We start from the raw sequence: 15,586 nt of genomic DNA on the forward strand, positions 1-15,586 counted from the left end.
AAATCAAGTTTCATCGCTCCACATCACCCGCCGCACCGTGCGGACCCCCACAAGCCGCCTCACGCGTATCTTCACGCCCTGCACCGCGCTGGGCAGCAGAATGTCCACATCGAACTCCCGCCGCTTGCAGCGCTCGCACCGCATGTGCCGCTCTACATCCCAGAACGGAATGTCTCCTACGAGCTTGAGAAGATCACCCGGCAGATAGTGGCGCGTGATGTTGCAGTTGATGCAACGGACGCGGATTAGCTGCCCGATCTCATGGGCACGGCTTAGCGTCTGGACGACGCGTCGGGTTCGGCTGCTGGGCTCCGGCATGACTCATGAAATAGGAAAGTTTTCCTTTGCGGAGTCAACTCAGGCCAGGCCCTTTTGTTCTATTTTTGTTCATTGTGGCAATCAGAGCTATCGGAGTGAAGCGGCGGATTTTCAGGACCGGCGTTCCCCTAATAACACCCGCGCTCGATCGCCAGGCGACGCACCAGTGCCAGCACGCTGTCGATGGTCGGCGTCGGCCGAGAGGTCAGGCGGCCGAGTTCCTGCACGGCGCCCACCAAGGCATCGATCTCCATCGGACGGCCGCGTTCGAGATCCTGCAGCATCGAGGTCTTGTGCTCGCCGACGTCGCCGGCGCCCTTGATGCGACGGTCGACGGGGATGAGAAAGCGCACGCCGAGGCTCTCGCCGATCGCCTGCGCTTCCAGCATCATGGCGCGGGCAAGCGCGCGCGTGCCTTCGTCGGCGACGATTGTCGCGAGCGTGCTGCCGGTCAGCGCCGAGATCGGGTTGAAGGAAAGATTGCCCCAGAGCTTCACCCAGATCTCAGAGCGGATGTCCTCGCGGACCGGCGCCTGCAGTCCAGCCTTGACCATCTCGCGCGCCAGAGCAGTCACACGTTCGCTCTTCTCGCCCGAAGGCTCGCCGAGCGAAAAGCGCGTGCCCTCGACATGGCGGATCAGGCCCGGCGCATCGACCTCGACAGCCGGATAGACGACGGAGCCGATGACGCGCTCGGGCCCGATGCGTTGCCAGATCGCTCCGCCGGGATCGACCGCATGGAGCCGCGTGCCTTCGAGCGCGCCGCCGGCCTTGTAGAAATACCACCAGGGCACGCCGTTCTGCATGGTGACGACCGCGGTCCCATCGCCCAAGAGCGGCACGATCTCGTCCAGCGCCGGCGCCAGCGAATGCGCCTTCAGCGCCAGCACGACATAGTCCTGAACGCCGAGCTCCTCGGTTCGCGCAGCCGCCCTTATGCGCGTGACCGTTTCCTTGCCATCCTCGATCAGACGGAGGCCGCCGGCCTTGATCGCTTCGAGATGCGCGCCGCGCGCCACGATCGACAGATCGACCTGGCCAGCGATCGCCAGCTTGGCGGCGAGGTAGCCGCCGATCGCGCCGGCGCCGAAGACTGCAATGCGCATCAGCCGAGACCGAGTTTTGCCGCGAGACCGATGCGCTGCAACTTGCCGGTCGCGCCCTTTGGGATCTCGTTCAGGATCACCACCTTGCGCGGCACCTTGAAATCGGCAAGCCGCGTCGCCGCGAAGCCGCGGATGTCGGCCTCGCTAGCGCTCTGGCCTTCGCGCAGCACTATCGCCGCCGTGACCTCTTCGCCGAGCTTGTCATGCGGCATGGCGAAGGTGACGACCTGCGCCACCGCCGGATGGTCCATCAAAACGCCGTCGACCTCGAGCGGCGAGATTTTCTCGCCGCCGCGATTGATGATCTCCTTGAGCCGCCCGGTGACGCGCAGATAGTTGTCCTCGTCGAGCACGCCCTGGTCGCCGGTGTGGAACCAGCCATGGGCGAAGGCGGCGGCATTGGCGTCCGGATTCTTCTCGTAGCCGGCGGTGACGTTCGGACCGCGGATGACGATCTCGCCAATTTCGCCGGCCTGGAGCAGCCGCCCGTCCGGCGCCATGACGGCGACTTCCGGTCCCGCCGCAGCGCCCACACTGCCCGGCTTGCGCCGGCCGGGCGGCAGGCGGTTCGACGCCATCTGGTGCGCGGCCTCGGTCATGCCGTAGGACTCGATCACCGGGCAGCCGAAGGTCGCCTCGAGCTCGGCCATGACCTGCGCCGGCAGGGACGCCGATGAGGAGCGGATGAAGCGCAGCTTCGTTTCGGCCAGTTGCTCGGGATTGCGCGCGGCGCGTGGCAGGATCGCCTGATGCATGGTGGGCACCGCCGTGTACCAGCTCGGCTTCGCTTCGGAGAGCCATTGGAAAAAGCGCAGCGCGTTGAAGCCCGGCGTGCAGAAGACGCTGCCGCCGGCGGCGAGCGAGGACAGCACCGCCGCGATCAGCCCGTGGATGTGGAACAGCGGCATGATGTTGAGGCAGCGATCGGCCGCGGTGAGGCCGAGCGTGGCGCCGATATGTGCTGCCGAGGCGGCGAGGTTTGCATGGCTGAGTGGCACCAGTTTCGGCCGCGAGGTGGTGCCCGAGGTGTGCAGGAGAAGCGCGGTGTCGCCGTCCTCGGCCAGTCCGGACGCGACCGGTGGGCCGACCGGATCGCCCTCGGTCTTGAAAACGCCGGCCGGCGCGCCGTCCGGCACGACCAGGCGCAGCACGGGGATGCCGAGACGCTCGGCGACCTCGACAGAGGGACCAGCCTCGTCCTTGCCGACCAGGATCGCCTTTACGCCGATATCGCTCAGATAAAAATCGAGCTCGTCGGCCCGATAGGCCGGGTTGAGCGGCGCGGTGGAAGCAGCAGCTGCCACCGCGATGAAAGCGGTCGCCATCTCCGGGCCGTTGGGCAGCACGATGGCGACGCGATCGCCGCGGCCAATGCCGAGCGCATTGAGCCGCGACACCGTCTCGCCAATCAGCCGGCGCAGCTTGCCATGCGATAGTGCGGTCCGTTCCGGCGCCGCGATGGCCGGTGCGTCTTCGGCGCCGGGAGCGAGGCGATGGGCGAGATCGATGGAATTTGCGCTGTTTGTCATGGTTCCAGACTATGTTTCGAACGATCGGCCGATGTCCAGCAAAGGGCTGCTCAATATCCGAGCGCCAGCCCGTCCTTGCGCGGATCGGAGGCGCCGGTCAGCGTGCCTCTTTCCCAATCGATCAGCACAGCCTGACCGCCGCCAAGCGGATGATCCGGCTCGACAACGCGATGGCCCCGGCGACGCAAGCCCTCGATGGCATCGGCGCGCACGCTGCGCTCGGCCTCCACGACGTCGTGGTTGTAGAATACGCGCGGCGCATCCAGGGCCTGCTGCGGGTCCATGCCGAAATCGATCATGTTGGTCAAAAGATGCACGTGGCCGAAGGGCTGGTAGCCACCGCCCATGACGCCGAACGGCATCACCGCGCGGCCGTTCCTCGTCATCATGCCCGGCATGATCGTGTGCATCGGCCGCTTGCCTGGCGCGATCGCGTTCGGGTGCTTCGGATCGAGCCGGAAGCTGGTGCCGCGATTCTGCAGCACCACGCCGGTCTTCGGACCGACGACGCCGCTGCCGAAAGAATAGTAGGTCGAGTTGATGAAACTCACCGCATTCAAGTCGCTGTCGACGACGCTGATGTAGACCGTGTCGCTGCCCGGTAGATCGACGCGCGGCAAATGCGTCATGGCGCGCTCGCGGTCGATCTCGGCACGCAGCCTGTCGGCATAAGTGCCGGACAGAAGTTCGTTCACGGGAACGGCGACATGGTCCTGATCGGCGAGCAGGTTGTCGCGGTCGCGGTAAGCGAGCCGCCCGGCTTCGATCTCCAGATGCAGGCGCTCGGCGCCGTCCGGGTCGAGCGCGCCAAGATCGAAGCCGGAGAGCACGTTCAACATCAGCAGCGCGGTCAGGCCCTGGTTGTTGGGGGGCATCTGGTGGATATCGTAGCCGCGATAGGAGGTGCTGACCGGCGTCTTGTAGTCGCCCTTCGTCGCGGCGAAGTCGTCGAGCGTATGCAGGCCGCCCAGCGCGCGAAGCCGTCCGACGAGATCCGCCGCGACCTCGCCTTCATAGAAACCGGCGCGGCCCTTTTTGGCGATGGTGCGCAGCGTCTGCGCCAGTTCCGGCTGGCGGTGCACCTCACCTGCCGTTGGCGGCTTGCCGCCCGGCAGGAAGATGCGCGCCGCCGCCTCATCCGCCGATAGATCGGTTTCCGGATCAGCCCAGTCGAAGGCGACGCGGTCGTGCACGACATAGCCGTGTTCGGCGTGGCGGATGGCCGGCGCGAGGGCATCGGCTATCCCCTTGCGGCCGTGGTCCTCCAGCAGCCGGCACCAGGCGTCGACGGCGCCGGGAATCGTCACCGCGTGGGCGCCCTGCTTCGGCAGCTCGCTGAAGCCGTGCTCCAGATACCAGTCGACCGTCGCGGCCTGGGGCGCGCGGCCCGAGCCGTTGAAGGCGATCACCTTGCCGTCGCCCTTCGGGCAGTAGAGCACGAAGCAGTCGCCGCCGATGCCGGTCGATTGCGGCTCGACCACCGCCTGCACGGCAGCGGCGCAGACGGCGGCGTCCACGGCGTTGCCGCCGGAGCGCAGCATCTCCACAGCTGCGAGCGTCGACAGCGGGTGCGAGGTCGCGGCCATGGCCTCGGTGGCGCGGACCGGCGAGCGGCCTGGGAACTGGAAATCACGCATGCTGGTGTTGGTATCCCTAAACTTCAACGTCCGCGGCCGAAAAGCTGGGCGGCGGACAACAAGACGATCGATAGCACGATCAGGCAAGTCGAAATGGCGGCAATCGTCGGATCGATCTGGTCGCGCAGCGCATTGAACATGCGGCGCGTCAGCGTCGTGGTCTCGCCGCCCGAGATGAAAAGCGAGACCACCACCTCGTCGAAGGAGGTGATGAAGGCAAATAGTGCGCCCGAGACGATCGAGAAGCGCAGCTGCGGCATGGTCACCTGGAAGAAGGCGGCGAAGCGCCCTGCGCCGAGGCTGCGCGCCACCATCTCCTGGTTCATATCGTAGGAGCGCAGCCCCGACAGGACAGTGAGCACGACCAGCGGCAACGCTTGCACCGTGTGGGCGATGACGAGGCCGGTCAGCGTGTTGTTGAGGCCGATGCGGGCATAGAGGAAGAAGGTGCCGATACCGATCAGGATGACCGGAATGATCAGCGATGCCGTGAGCAGCGCGTTGATGGCGCCGGTCAGCCTGAGCGTGCCGGCATTGATGGCGTAGGCCGCGGCAGTGCCGAGCGGCGTCGCGACGATCGCCGTCATCACCGCAACCTTGACCGAGACGATGGTGGCGTCGCGCCATTCGACGGAACCGAAATAACTCTCATACCAGCGCAGCGACCATTGCTCGGGCGGGAACTGCAGCAGCGTCGAGCCGGAGAAGGACATGATGACGATGATCACCGACGGCGCGATCAGGAACAGCATGACGAGACCGGCCAGCAGATACAGCCACAGGCGTTGCCAATGCGAGATGGGCAGACCGTTTTCCGCGCTCATCGCCGGCTCCAGACTCCGGTGGCGCGCGCGCCAAGCAGCCACTGGAACAGGCCGAGCAGCGCCAGCGTGACGGCAAGCAGCACGACGCCGAGTGCCGCGCCCGCGCCCCAGTTGGAATAGAGGCTGGTGGCCTGCTCCATGCGCATCGCCCACATGACGACCTTGCCGCCGCCCATCAGCGCCGGCGTGACGAAGAAGCCGAGGCAAAGCACGAAGACGATGACCACGCCGGAGGCAAGGCCTGGCAGCGACAGCGGGAAGAAGATCTGCCGGAAGGTGGCGGCGGGGCTGGCGCCGAGATTCATGCCGGCGCGCAGGCAGTCGACGTCGATCGTCTTCATCGAGGCATAGAGCGGCAGCACCAGGAACGGCAGCATGATGTGGCTCATGCCGATGACGACACCGGCAAAATTGTTGGCGAGCGGCAATGGCTGGCCGATGACACCGAGGTCGATCAGCCAATTGTTGATCAGGCCCTTGCGCTGCAGGATGACCAGCCAGGCATAGGTGCGCACCAGCACCGAGGTCCAGAACGGCAAGATGACGAATATCAGGCAGACCGAGGCGGCGCGGCGCGGCAGCTGCGACAGCATGTATGCCAGCGGATAGCCGAACAGCACGCAGGCCCCGGTGACGACGAAGGCAACCTTGAAGGTGGTGGCGAAGGTCTTGATGTAGGACGCCTGCTCGAAGAAGCGTGCATAGTTGGCGAGGCTGAGCTCACCGGTCTCGTCGAAGAGCGAGAGCCAGAACAGCCAACCGATCGGCACGATGATGACGGCGAAGACCAGAAACAGCCCGGGCGACAGCAGCGCCAGAAGTCCCAATGCCTGGCGCCGGGCATCGGCGCGCAACGCATCGGCGTTCAGCACGCCGTCCGGCTTGTCCGCGTGGACGAGGCTGGCGGATCCGACGCTCATCGGTCCGTCACCAGCACGACATCCTGCGCATCGATGCCGAGCGTGATCGGCTCGCCGGGCGCCGGCAGCTTCGCCAGCACGTCGGAGCGGCAATAGTCGCGCAGCGTCACCTGGCGGCCGTCACGGAGCGTCGCGTAGCAGATGAAGCTGTCGCCCTGATAGATGACATCGCCGACTGTCGCCGGCAGCGCATTGATGCCTGCCTGATCCGCATCGGTGAGCAGCCGCAGCTTTTCCGGCCGCACCACCATCAGATGCCGACCGGCGGACGGCGCCGGATCGTTCATGCGCAGCTTTCTGTCCTCATACCAGACGCTGCCGTTGCGGCACTCGACCGGGATGAAGTTGGATTCGCCGATGAAGCCGGCGACGAACCTCGTCTTCGGCCGAGCATATAGCGCCTCGGGCTGGTCGATCTGCTCGATGCGCCCGGCATTCATGACCGCGATGCGGTCCGACATGGTGATCGCCTCGCGCTGGTCATGGGTGACATAGACCGTCGTCATGCCGAGCCGCCGATGCAGGTTGCGCAATTCGATCTGCATGTGCTCGCGCAGGCCTTTGTCGAGCGCCGACAGCGGCTCGTCCATCAAGACGATGCGCGGCTCGAAGACGATGGCGCGAGCCAGCGCCACGCGCTGGCGCTGGCCGCCGGAAAGCTGGTCGACGCGGCGCTCGCCCAGACCTTTCAACTGCACAAGATCGAGCGCCCTCTCCACACGCTCGGCCATTTCCGCCGCCGACACGCGTCGTTGCTTCAGCGGAAAGGCGATGTTGTGGAAGACATTCATGTGCGGGAACAGCGCATAGTTCTGGAACACCATGCCGATGTTGCGCTTGTGCGGCGGCATGGTGATGATCTCCTCGCCACCGACCTTGATTGAGCCGGCATTGGCGCGGACAAAGCCCGCCAGGATCATCAGCAGCGTCGTCTTTCCCGATCCCGAGGGACCGAGCAGCGTCAGGAACTCGCCCGCCGCGACATCGAGGCTGAGATCGCTGAGGATCGAGACAGCGCCGAAGCGCTTCTCGATGCCGTGAATGCCGATGGGCAGCGCGGACGGCGCAAGAGACAAGAGCATCTCCTTCAACTCCGGATCGTTGTCGGCGAAACGGGGTGGAGCGACGCTTCGGCGCGTCGCTCCAACACAGTCGCTATTGCTGGATCAGGTTGTTGAACTTCTCGGTCGCCTCGACGAGGTTGTCGCGCCAGAACTCGGGATCCTGAAGCACCTGCTTCTTGACGTTCTCGGGCGAGGAATTGATGTCCTTGATCCGTTCCTGCGGGATCTTGCCGGTCTCGAAGGCCTTCTCGTTGGCCGGGCCATTGTCGACATAGAGCGGCAAATTGGCCTGGAGCTCGGGGCTGACGAACTTGGCCAGCGCCTTCATGGCGAGGTCCTTGTTCTTCGATCCTTTCGGGATGACCAGGCAGTCGGCGGTGAGCACACCCTGGTCGAAGGAGAAGCTCACCGGCGCGCCTTCCTTCCGCAAGGTGCCCGCGCGGCCGTTCCAGATGCTCGCCATATCGACCTCGCCGTCCTTGACGAGCTGCATGGCCTGCGCGCCGGAAGTCCACCAGGCGTCGATGTGGCCCTTGACCTTGTCGACGGATTGCAGCGCGCCGTCGATGTCGACCGGATAGACCTTGTCTATCGGGGTGCCCTTGGCGAGCGCGGCGACGCTCAGTGTTTCGGTCGCCTGGCTGCCGGAGAGCGCGCGGCGGCCCGGGAATTTCTCGACGTCCCAGAAATCGGCCCAGGTCTTCGGCCCCTTGTCGCCGAAGACATCGGTCCGGTAGATCAGCACCACCGAGGTGTAGGAGACGCCGACCCAGTCGTCATGGACGAGTTTCGGGTTGATGCCGCTCTTGTCGATGAGGCTGTAGTCGAGCTTTTCGAACAGGCCTTCCTTGGAACCGCGCGCGCATTCGTCTGCGCCAAGCTCGGTGATGTCCCATTTGACGGCATTGCCGGTGACCTGCAGGCGCACGTCGTCGAGGCCGTTGGTGGTGTCCTGCTTGATGGTGATGCCGAGCTCCTTGGCCGTCGGATCGAAGAAGGCCTTGGTCTGTGCTTCCTGGTAGGTGCCGCCCCATGAGGCGACGGTAATGGTGTCGGCGGCCGATGCCGGAACGGCAACCGAGGCCAGCAGCCCGGCGATCGCCAGGCCGCGAATGCAAAGTCTCTTCGTCATTTTCGCTTCTCCAACCGGTGTTCCCGTTATCGTTGATTTGGTATGCGAATTTGTATACAATTTTGAGTGTAATTCGGTAGGAGCCGATGTCAACTCGGATGATCGCTTTTTTGGCTACGGGAGAAATGGAGCGCGTTTCGGGTGACTGCTTCTCGAAACGGTCCTGTTTCAAGCAGGCGCTAAAAGGCACTAGACTGCGAATCCATCACAGACCGTTGGAGCGGGAAGTTTGGGCAAGGAACGGAAAAACACGCTGCGCGACTCGGTGTTCGAGAAGCTGAAGGCGATGATCATCACCGGGCAGATCCCGCCGGGCGGCCGTGTGACGGAGGCCGACATGGCCGAACGCCTCAAGGTGAGCCGTACGCCGGTGCGCGAGGCCTTCAACCGGCTCGAGCGCGACGGGCTGGTGATCGGGCGTCCGCGCCAGGGCTATATCGTCGCCGAGTTCAACCTGACCATGTTCCGCGAGGCCTTCGACATCCGCGAACTGCTCGACGGGCGTGCGACCGAGCTGGCGGCGGCTAACGCCACCGCCGCCGACAAGGCGAGGCTGCGTGAGATGCTTGCCGAATGCGAGCGGCTGGCGGCGATCCCCGACCGCAGCACCCGGGAGAAATTCGAGGAATTGCAGGTCGGCATCGACCTGCATCGGGTGATCGCCGAAATCAGCGGCAACGAGATGCTCTGCGGCATGCTCTGCGGCATACTCGACAAGTGCCAGCAATATGTGTGGACGGAGCTTCTGTGGCTGGACGAATGGAAGCTCACCCGCGAGGAGCACACCGGCATCGTCGACGCGATCTGCGCCGGCGACGTCGCTTCAGCCGGCGAGCGCGCCCGCGCCCATGTGCGCGGCTCGCGCGAGAACATCCTTCGCCTGCTGCAGGCCAAGTCCGACTACCAGGGGTTTTTCGCCAAGGCGTCGTGAGCGAAGCTCTCTATCGCATCAGCTCGCAAGCATCGGGCAGTTGGCGCCGCGGCGCAGGCTGACATGCGCCACGTCGCCGATGCTGAATTGAAAACCGTCGGCACGGCGCGGAGCATCGATGACGATCGCAGTCCCCTGCTTCAGCTCGGCGTGCAGGCGCAGCGAGCGGCCGTGGAAGACGATGCCGCTGACCCTGGCCGGCGCAGTGCCTTCGGCGGCTTCGGCGGCCGCCAGCAGATCCTCCGGGCGAACGCCGATGGTGCGCGTATCGCCCGCGGCTGGCGTCTCGCCGGTTTCCGAGACCGCCTCCAGCGGCAGCTCGCCAGCGGCGAAGCGCAGGCGCTCGCCGTCGCGACCGACAAAGCGCGACTGAAGGAGATTCATCGTGCCGATGAAGGACGCGACGAACTTCGTCGCGGGCCGGTCGTAAAGCGTTGCGGGCGGCGCGATCTGCTCGATACGGCCCTTGTTCATGACGACGATGCGGTCGGAGATCGACAGCGCCTCGGTCTGGTCGTGAGTGACCATGACGAAGGTGGTGCCGAGCCTGGACTGCAGCCGCTTCAGCTCGACCTGCATCTGCTCGCGCAGATGCGCGTCGAGCGCCGACAGCGGCTCGTCGAGCAGGAGCACGCGCGGCTCGCAGACGATGGCGCGGGCGAGCGCGACCCGCTGGCGCTGACCGCCGGAGAGTTCGGAGATGCGGGCGCGCAGCTTGTCGGCGAGCCCGACCATGTCGAGCGCCTGACCGACACGCTTTGCCTGCTCGGTGCCGGACAGCTTGCGCAGCGATAGGCCGAAGCCGACATTGGCGGCGACGTCCATGTGCGGAAACAGCGCGTAGTCCTGGAAGACGGTGTTGACCGGGCGGTCGAAGGGTCTCAGGCCGGTGATGTCGCGGCCTTCGAGCAGGACGTTGCCGCTGGTCGGGTTCTCGAAGCCGGCGATGACGCGCAGGCTCGTCGTCTTGCCGCAACCGGAGGGGCCGAGCAGGGTCAGAAACTCGCCCGCCGCAATGTCGAGGTCGACGGCGTCGAGGCCCACGATACCGCCCGGAAAGACCTTCGAAACTTTCTGCAGTCGAACGAGCGCATCAGGCGCCATCGCGCACCTCGGAGGGCTTGGTGGTGTTGATCCACAGGATCTGGCAGCGCTCGGCGCCGGGATTGCGGAAGGCATGCAGCAGCGTGCTCTTGAAGGCAAAACTGTCACCGGCCTTGAGCAGGTAGGTCGTCGCGTCCACCACCAGCTCGACCTCGCCTGACAATACGAAACCGAATTCATGGCCGGCATGGGCGTAGGCTTCCGCCGTGCCGCCGCCGGCCTCGACCGTCACCAGCATGCCGGTGAGCGTCGCGGCGGGCGGCGACAGCAGCGCCTTGGCGATGCCTTCGGACTTCACCGGGATCGAGCGCCGCTTGTCGGCGCGCACGCAATAGAGATCGTTGACCGCTTCGTTACCGTCGGCGATCAGCGCCGAAGGCTCGATGTCGAGCGCTGCGGCGAGCGGCCAGATCACCTTGACGCGCAGCGAGGACATGCCGCGCTCGATTTGGCTGAGCGCGCCGATGGAGATGCCGGCCTTGGCCGCAAGCTCGGCCAGCGACAGCTTGCGCTCGAGCCTCAGCGCCCGCACGCGCCGGCCGACGCGGACGTCGGCATCGTCTTTCGGCCTTTCGGCGGCTTCGTCAAAAACATCCATGCAATGGTCCTCGTTGTCTTTCCTCGGCGCGGCGTAGCGCCGCCAGACTCCCCCTTCTCCCCTTGTGGGAGAAGGTGTCGCCGAAGGCGACGGATGAGGGGTGTTCCAGGGAATGCTAACGTCTCATTCCTTCCAACACCCCTCATCCGTCTCGGCGCTGCGCGCCGATCCACCTTCTCCCACAAGGGGAGAAGGGGAGGCCGCGCCGCTCAGCCGCCAGCCTTCACCTTCTCGAACATCTTCGCCACATCGTCATTCTGCTTCATCGGTCCGGTGAAGATAGTGCTCTTCAGCATCACGTCCGGATCCGCCGGCAGTTGCAGCTTGTCCAGCTCGTCCTTCGACACGCCGGCGAAAGCGGTCGAGAGCGAGCTGCCATAGCCATAGGACTGGATCAGATATTTGCCGGAGTCGGCGTCGAGCCGGCTGTTGATGAAGTCATAGGCGAGATCGACGTTCTTGGCGTCCTTCAGCATGACGAAGCCGCAGGCCCAGGTGAGCATGCCTTCCTTCGGCTTCATGAACTCGACCGGGACGCCCTGCTTCTTCAGTGAAGTCGCGGATGCGTTCCAGGTCATGGCAGCGACCAGCTGGCCGCTGGCCAGCGCCTGCTCGACCGAGGTCATGTCGGTGGTGTAGCTGGACAGCAGCGGCCGCTGCTCGCGCAGTTTTGCCGCAACCTTGTCCATCTGGTCCGGGGTCATGTCGAAAGGATTCACACCCGCCAGCAATGCGGCGACGATGGGCGTGTCGTGCACGGCGTCTATGGTCGCCATGCGGCCGGCATATTGCTTGTCCCACAGCAGGTTCCAGCTTGCCTCGGGGTTCTTCACCAGATCGGTGCGGTAGAGGATCGAGGTGTTGCCCCAGTCCCACGGCACCATCCAGACCTTGCCGTCGCCGGCCTGCAGGTCCGGCAGGTTCTTGAACACCGGGAAGACCGAATCCCAATTCTTGATGCGCTTGGTGTCGATCGGCTGCAGCAGGCCTTCCTTGTTCCAGCGCGCCACCTTGTCGTAACAGGGATGCGCGATATCGGGACGGAAGCCGGCCTTGACCTTGGTGAAGGCGTCGTCGTCGTCGCCGAAGATCGTCGCCTCGACGCCGTCCGGATGTGCGGCGAGGAAGCTCTTGTTGAAGTCGGGCAGCTCGTAGCCCGACCAGGTGAAATATTGCAGCTTGTCTGCGGCCAGAGCGACCGTCGACGACAAGACCAAGGCCAATGCGGCGAGGCCTGCCCGGGCCTTGTGTCCGGTGATCGATTTCAGCTGGACTGTCATTTTCGTTCTCCTCTTCATTGTTGTGGTTCAGGCTGCACTAGCTGCGCGGCGGGCCGTCCCAAGACCGCGATGGCGCAGGATTTCGGCGAGAGCGGCGATCATGAAGGACACGGCGAGGATCACGGTGCCGAGTGCCATCACGGTCGGCAGCGAGCGCGGGAAGCGCAGCTGGCTCCAGATGTAGAGCGGCAGCGTCGGCTCGGTGCCGGCGAGGAAGAAGACGACGATGAACTCGTCGAACGACGTCAGGAAGGCGAGCATGAAGGCCGACAGCACCGCCGGCGCACTCAGCGGCAGCATGACGCGCCGGAACGTCGTCCAGTCCGAGGCGCCAAGGTCGAGCGCCGCCTCGCGGATGGTCTTCGGGATGGCGGCGAAGCGGCTGCGCATCACCACCACCGTCGTCGGCAGTGCCACCAGGATATGGCCGAGCACGATGGCGACGCGCGACGGGCCGAGGCCGATGAGGTTGACCAGGATCAAGAGCGAAATGCCTATGATGACGCCGGGGATCAGGATCGGCAGCCGCGCGACGGCGCTGATCGTGGCCGCCAGTGGCGAACGGCCGTAGAGGTCCATGTAGGAAACGGTGATGCCGCAGAGCGTCGCGCCGGAGGCGGCGATGACGCCGATGACGAGGCTGTTGGCCAAAGCGCCGGAAAGCGCCGGATTGTCGTAGAGCGTCTCATACCAGCCGAATGTGAAACCCTGCAGCGGAAATGCCGCCTGGATGGAATCGTTGAAGGAAAACAGCGGGATCAAAAGGATCGGCAGGTAAAGGAAGACGAGATAGGCAAGCACATAGAGGCCGAGCCAGCGGCCGCCTGCATTTGCCTCTTTGCGCGGCGCGTTCATGTGCGGCTGCCAAATCTGCGGTCGGCGCCGCGCGCGAGAAGAACCACGCACAGGATGACCAGCATGACGCAGACCGAGAGCGCGGCGCCGAACGGCCAGTCATTGGCCTTGCCGAACTGCGACTGGATCAGCGAGCCGATCATGGTGCTGGCCGGACCGCCGACCATGGCCGGCGTGACATAGTCGCCGACGGTCGGCACGAAGACGACGAGCGCTGCAGCCAGCACGCCCGGCATCGAATTGGGCAGCACGACACGGCGGAACGACGTGAAGGGTCGCGCACCGAGATCGGAGGCTGCTTCGAGCAGCGACTTCGGGATTGTGTCCAGCGCCACATAGATCGGCAGGATGGCGAAAGGCGCGTAGGCGTGGGCGAGTGTGACGACCACCGCGGCCGGAGTGTTCAAGAAAGCGAGCGTCGGCTCCGACCAGAGGCCGCTTTCGATGAAAGCCGAATTCAACACGCCGTTATAGGCAAGCACGATCTTCCAGGCGAAAACGCGCAAGAGGTAGCTGGTCCAGAACGGCAACGTCACCAGGAAGAGCAGCAGGTTGCGCCGCCGCCCGGCATGGAAGGCGAGATAGTAGGCAACCGGATAGGCGGTGACGACGGTTGCCAGCGTCACCAGGCCGGCAATGACCAGCGAGCGCAGCGTCACCGTCCAGTAGAGCGGATCGGTGGCGACGGTAACGAAATTTTCTGCCGTCAGGCCGGCGCCGAGCAGCGAGCCGTCATTGCCCCTGAAGGCGAGGAAGAGCACCAGGCCGAGCGCGAACAGGATGAGGAAGAAGGTGACAAACCCGCCCGGCAGCAGCATGGCGAAGCGGAAGACCGGCGAGATGCGGGTTTCCGGCGATGACCGCGCTGCAACGATGGTGGACATCTGACTGCCTTATTGGGGCCTGCCCCATCGGATTTTTGAAATCGACCAATGGTTTTTCATATTCATGAAACTGTCAAGCGGAATCGCTTGTGCACTGCACGCGTTCAGCGTCAGCGCTCGAATGCATCGAGCATCCGGTACCAGGTGATAGTGGCGGCGACGCCGACCTGGCGGAAGGCGTGGAACGGGATCGGCCGGATCGGCGACAGCGGGAAAGGCAGTTGCCTGGCGTCGCCGCTCGCCAGATAACCCGCCATGCGTTTTCCCAGCGCGCTCATCAGGCCGACGCCCCTGCCCTGGCAGCCGACCACGGCGAGCAGGCCCTTTTCCGGTTCATGCAGATGCGGCAGGTGATCCGGCGTCATCGCCACGCGGCCGAACCAGCGTTTTTCGATCCTGATGCCGCCAAGCGCGGGATAGAGGCGAATGAGCGCGCGTTCGAGATGCACCCAGTCCGAGGCGCTGGAAGGCAGCGCCATGCGGCCGCGTCCGCCGAGCACCAGGCGGCCATCCGCGCTCTTGCGGTAATAGACGAGGATGCGGCGGGAATCGGAAACGGCTTGCCCGCCCTGCAGGACGCTAGCCGCAAGCTCGGGCGGCAGCGGCGCGGTGGCGATCTGGAAGGAATGCAGCGGCACGATCGTCCGGGCGAGGCCGGGCAGCAGGCCATCCGTATAGGCGTTGGTGGCAAGCACGACCGACTTGGCGCGCAGCTCGGCTCCGCCTTGCGCTGAAGCCCGCCATAGGCCGGCCTCTTTGCTGAGCTTCACCACTTTTTGCTGTTTAGCAATCTTCGCCCCGGCAGTCGCGGCAACGCGCGCCAGTTCCAGCGTGTAGGAAAGCGGATCGATGATGCCGGCGCGGCGGTCGAGCCAGCCGCCGAGATAGCCCTTGGCGCCGGTCATCGCCGCGATCTCCGCTTGGTCAAGCAGTTTCACGTCGGCGCCGCGCGCCCGCCATTGCCGGTCGCGGTTAGCGGCCGCCTTCAACGCGGTCTCGGTATGCGCGGCCTGGATCCAGCCATTGCGGGTGAACGGCACCGCGAGCTTCTCGTCGCGGATCAGATCGAACACGGCATCGGCCGTCGAGGCGGCGAAGTCGACCAGGGCCTCGCCGCGCTCCTTGCCGAAATGCTCGATCAGCCATTCGGGATCGTATTTGAGGCCGGGGATGACCTGGCCACCATTAAGGCCCGAAGCGCCCTCACCGATCGCGCCGGCTTCCAGCACCTGGACCGAGAGACCGGCGCGGGCCGCGTGGAAGGCGCTCGACAGGCCCATGATGCCGCCGCCGACGATGATCGCGTCGAGCGTGCCGCCGTCCGACAGCTCGGACTGAAATGCCGGGGCCGTTGTGGGCTTCTGCCAGATCGGATCGGAAAAGGCTGCGGGCACGTGGTTCACC

At 65.1% G+C, this 15,586-nt stretch carries 15 protein-coding genes; 1 reads left to right on the forward strand and 14 read right to left on the reverse strand.

Features of this window, described 5'->3' with window-relative positions; genetic code table 11:
* Nucleotides 1–3 precede the first annotated feature (3 nt).
* The 8 genes from QAZ22_RS29035 to QAZ22_RS29070 form a co-directional block, all read right to left on the reverse strand.
* Nucleotides 4–318, reverse strand: coding sequence for a hypothetical protein (locus QAZ22_RS29035; protein ID WP_278204347.1), 315 nt, complete (start codon nt 316–318; stop codon nt 4–6).
* Nucleotides 319–446: 128 nt separating this feature from the next.
* On the reverse strand, nt 447–1,424 hold the full coding sequence (locus QAZ22_RS29040) for a 2-dehydropantoate 2-reductase (RefSeq protein ID WP_278204348.1): 978 nt from the start codon (nt 1,422–1,424) through the stop codon (nt 447–449).
* Nucleotides 1,424–2,953: an acyl--CoA ligase gene (locus tag QAZ22_RS29045; RefSeq protein ID WP_278204349.1), complete on the reverse strand. Its 1,530-nt coding sequence runs from the start codon at nt 2,951–2,953 to the stop codon at nt 1,424–1,426. The genes QAZ22_RS29040 and QAZ22_RS29045 overlap by 1 nt, the downstream gene beginning before the upstream one ends.
* Nucleotides 2,954–3,003: 50 nt before the next feature.
* Nucleotides 3,004–4,590, reverse strand: a complete 1,587-nt coding sequence (ggt, locus tag QAZ22_RS29050; protein ID WP_278204350.1) for a gamma-glutamyltransferase — start codon at nt 4,588–4,590, stop codon at nt 3,004–3,006.
* Between the two features lie 23 nt (nt 4,591–4,613).
* On the reverse strand, nt 4,614–5,414 hold the full coding sequence (locus tag QAZ22_RS29055; protein WP_278204351.1) for an ABC transporter permease: 801 nt from the start codon (nt 5,412–5,414) through the stop codon (nt 4,614–4,616).
* Nucleotides 5,411–6,334, reverse strand: coding sequence for an ABC transporter permease (locus QAZ22_RS29060; RefSeq protein WP_278204352.1), 924 nt, complete (start codon nt 6,332–6,334; stop codon nt 5,411–5,413). Before QAZ22_RS29060 ends, QAZ22_RS29055 begins: the two co-directional genes overlap by 4 nt.
* The gene (locus tag QAZ22_RS29065; RefSeq protein ID WP_278204353.1) at nt 6,331–7,410 is read right to left on the reverse strand and encodes an ABC transporter ATP-binding protein; all 1,080 of its coding nucleotides are present in this window, start codon (nt 7,408–7,410) and stop codon (nt 6,331–6,333) included. The genes QAZ22_RS29060 and QAZ22_RS29065 overlap by 4 nt, the downstream gene beginning before the upstream one ends.
* A 79-nt stretch (nt 7,411–7,489) precedes the next feature.
* Nucleotides 7,490–8,530, reverse strand: coding sequence for an ABC transporter substrate-binding protein (locus QAZ22_RS29070; RefSeq protein WP_278204354.1), 1,041 nt, complete (start codon nt 8,528–8,530; stop codon nt 7,490–7,492).
* Nucleotides 8,531–8,759: 229 nt separating this feature from the next.
* Here QAZ22_RS29070 and QAZ22_RS29075 point away from each other — a divergent pair, with 229 nt between their 5' ends.
* A complete protein-coding gene (locus tag QAZ22_RS29075; RefSeq protein WP_278204355.1) occupies nt 8,760–9,461 on the forward strand; it encodes a GntR family transcriptional regulator in 702 nt (233 codons plus the stop codon).
* A gap of 18 nt (nt 9,462–9,479) precedes the next feature.
* On the opposite strand, the gene QAZ22_RS29080 is transcribed toward QAZ22_RS29075, so the two are convergent.
* The 6 genes from QAZ22_RS29080 to QAZ22_RS29105 form a co-directional block, all read right to left on the reverse strand.
* Nucleotides 9,480–10,565, reverse strand: a complete 1,086-nt coding sequence (locus tag QAZ22_RS29080; RefSeq protein ID WP_278204356.1) for an ABC transporter ATP-binding protein — start codon at nt 10,563–10,565, stop codon at nt 9,480–9,482.
* Nucleotides 10,555–11,163 carry a cupin domain-containing protein gene (locus QAZ22_RS29085; protein ID WP_278204357.1) on the reverse strand — a complete coding sequence of 203 codons (609 nt, stop codon included), beginning with the start codon at nt 11,161–11,163 and terminating at the stop codon, nt 10,555–10,557. Before QAZ22_RS29085 ends, QAZ22_RS29080 begins: the two co-directional genes overlap by 11 nt.
* Before the next feature lie 209 nt (nt 11,164–11,372).
* Nucleotides 11,373–12,443, reverse strand: a complete 1,071-nt coding sequence (locus QAZ22_RS29090) for an ABC transporter substrate-binding protein (protein WP_278204358.1) — start codon at nt 12,441–12,443, stop codon at nt 11,373–11,375.
* Between the two features lie 27 nt (nt 12,444–12,470).
* On the reverse strand, nt 12,471–13,298 hold the full coding sequence (locus QAZ22_RS29095; protein WP_278204359.1) for an ABC transporter permease: 828 nt from the start codon (nt 13,296–13,298) through the stop codon (nt 12,471–12,473).
* Nucleotides 13,295–14,182, reverse strand: a complete 888-nt coding sequence (locus tag QAZ22_RS29100) for an ABC transporter permease (protein WP_278204360.1) — start codon at nt 14,180–14,182, stop codon at nt 13,295–13,297. The genes QAZ22_RS29095 and QAZ22_RS29100 overlap by 4 nt, the downstream gene beginning before the upstream one ends.
* A 110-nt stretch (nt 14,183–14,292) precedes the next feature.
* Nucleotides 14,293–15,576 carry an FAD-dependent oxidoreductase gene (locus tag QAZ22_RS29105; RefSeq protein ID WP_278204361.1) on the reverse strand — a complete coding sequence of 428 codons (1,284 nt, stop codon included), beginning with the start codon at nt 15,574–15,576 and terminating at the stop codon, nt 14,293–14,295.
* Between the last annotated feature and the right edge of the window lie 10 nt (nt 15,577–15,586).

The organism is Mesorhizobium sp. WSM4906, assembly GCF_029674625.1.
GTDB lineage: Bacteria > Pseudomonadota > Alphaproteobacteria > Rhizobiales > Rhizobiaceae > Mesorhizobium.

Coding starts and splice junctions, on each gene's coding strand:
- ggt (WP_278204350.1), bottom strand. CDS start 4,590: ATGCGTGATTTCCAGTTCCCAGGCCGCTCGCCGGTCCGCGCCACCGAG.
- QAZ22_RS29080 (WP_278204356.1), bottom strand. CDS start 10,565: ATGGCGCCTGATGCGCTCGTTCGACTGCAGAAAGTTTCGAAGGTCTTT.
- QAZ22_RS29055 (WP_278204351.1), bottom strand. CDS start 5,414: ATGAGCGCGGAAAACGGTCTGCCCATCTCGCATTGGCAACGCCTGTGG.
- QAZ22_RS29045 (WP_278204349.1), bottom strand. CDS start 2,953: ATGACAAACAGCGCAAATTCCATCGATCTCGCCCATCGCCTCGCTCCC.
- QAZ22_RS29090 (WP_278204358.1), bottom strand. CDS start 12,443: ATGACAGTCCAGCTGAAATCGATCACCGGACACAAGGCCCGGGCAGGC.
- QAZ22_RS29070 (WP_278204354.1), bottom strand. CDS start 8,530: ATGACGAAGAGACTTTGCATTCGCGGCCTGGCGATCGCCGGGCTGCTG.
- QAZ22_RS29085 (WP_278204357.1), bottom strand. CDS start 11,163: ATGGATGTTTTTGACGAAGCCGCCGAAAGGCCGAAAGACGATGCCGAC.
- QAZ22_RS29035 (WP_278204347.1), bottom strand. CDS start 318: ATGCCGGAGCCCAGCAGCCGAACCCGACGCGTCGTCCAGACGCTAAGC.
- QAZ22_RS29060 (WP_278204352.1), bottom strand. CDS start 6,334: ATGAGCGTCGGATCCGCCAGCCTCGTCCACGCGGACAAGCCGGACGGC.
- QAZ22_RS29095 (WP_278204359.1), bottom strand. CDS start 13,298: ATGAACGCGCCGCGCAAAGAGGCAAATGCAGGCGGCCGCTGGCTCGGC.
- QAZ22_RS29040 (WP_278204348.1), bottom strand. CDS start 1,424: ATGCGCATTGCAGTCTTCGGCGCCGGCGCGATCGGCGGCTACCTCGCC.
- QAZ22_RS29100 (WP_278204360.1), bottom strand. CDS start 14,182: ATGTCCACCATCGTTGCAGCGCGGTCATCGCCGGAAACCCGCATCTCG.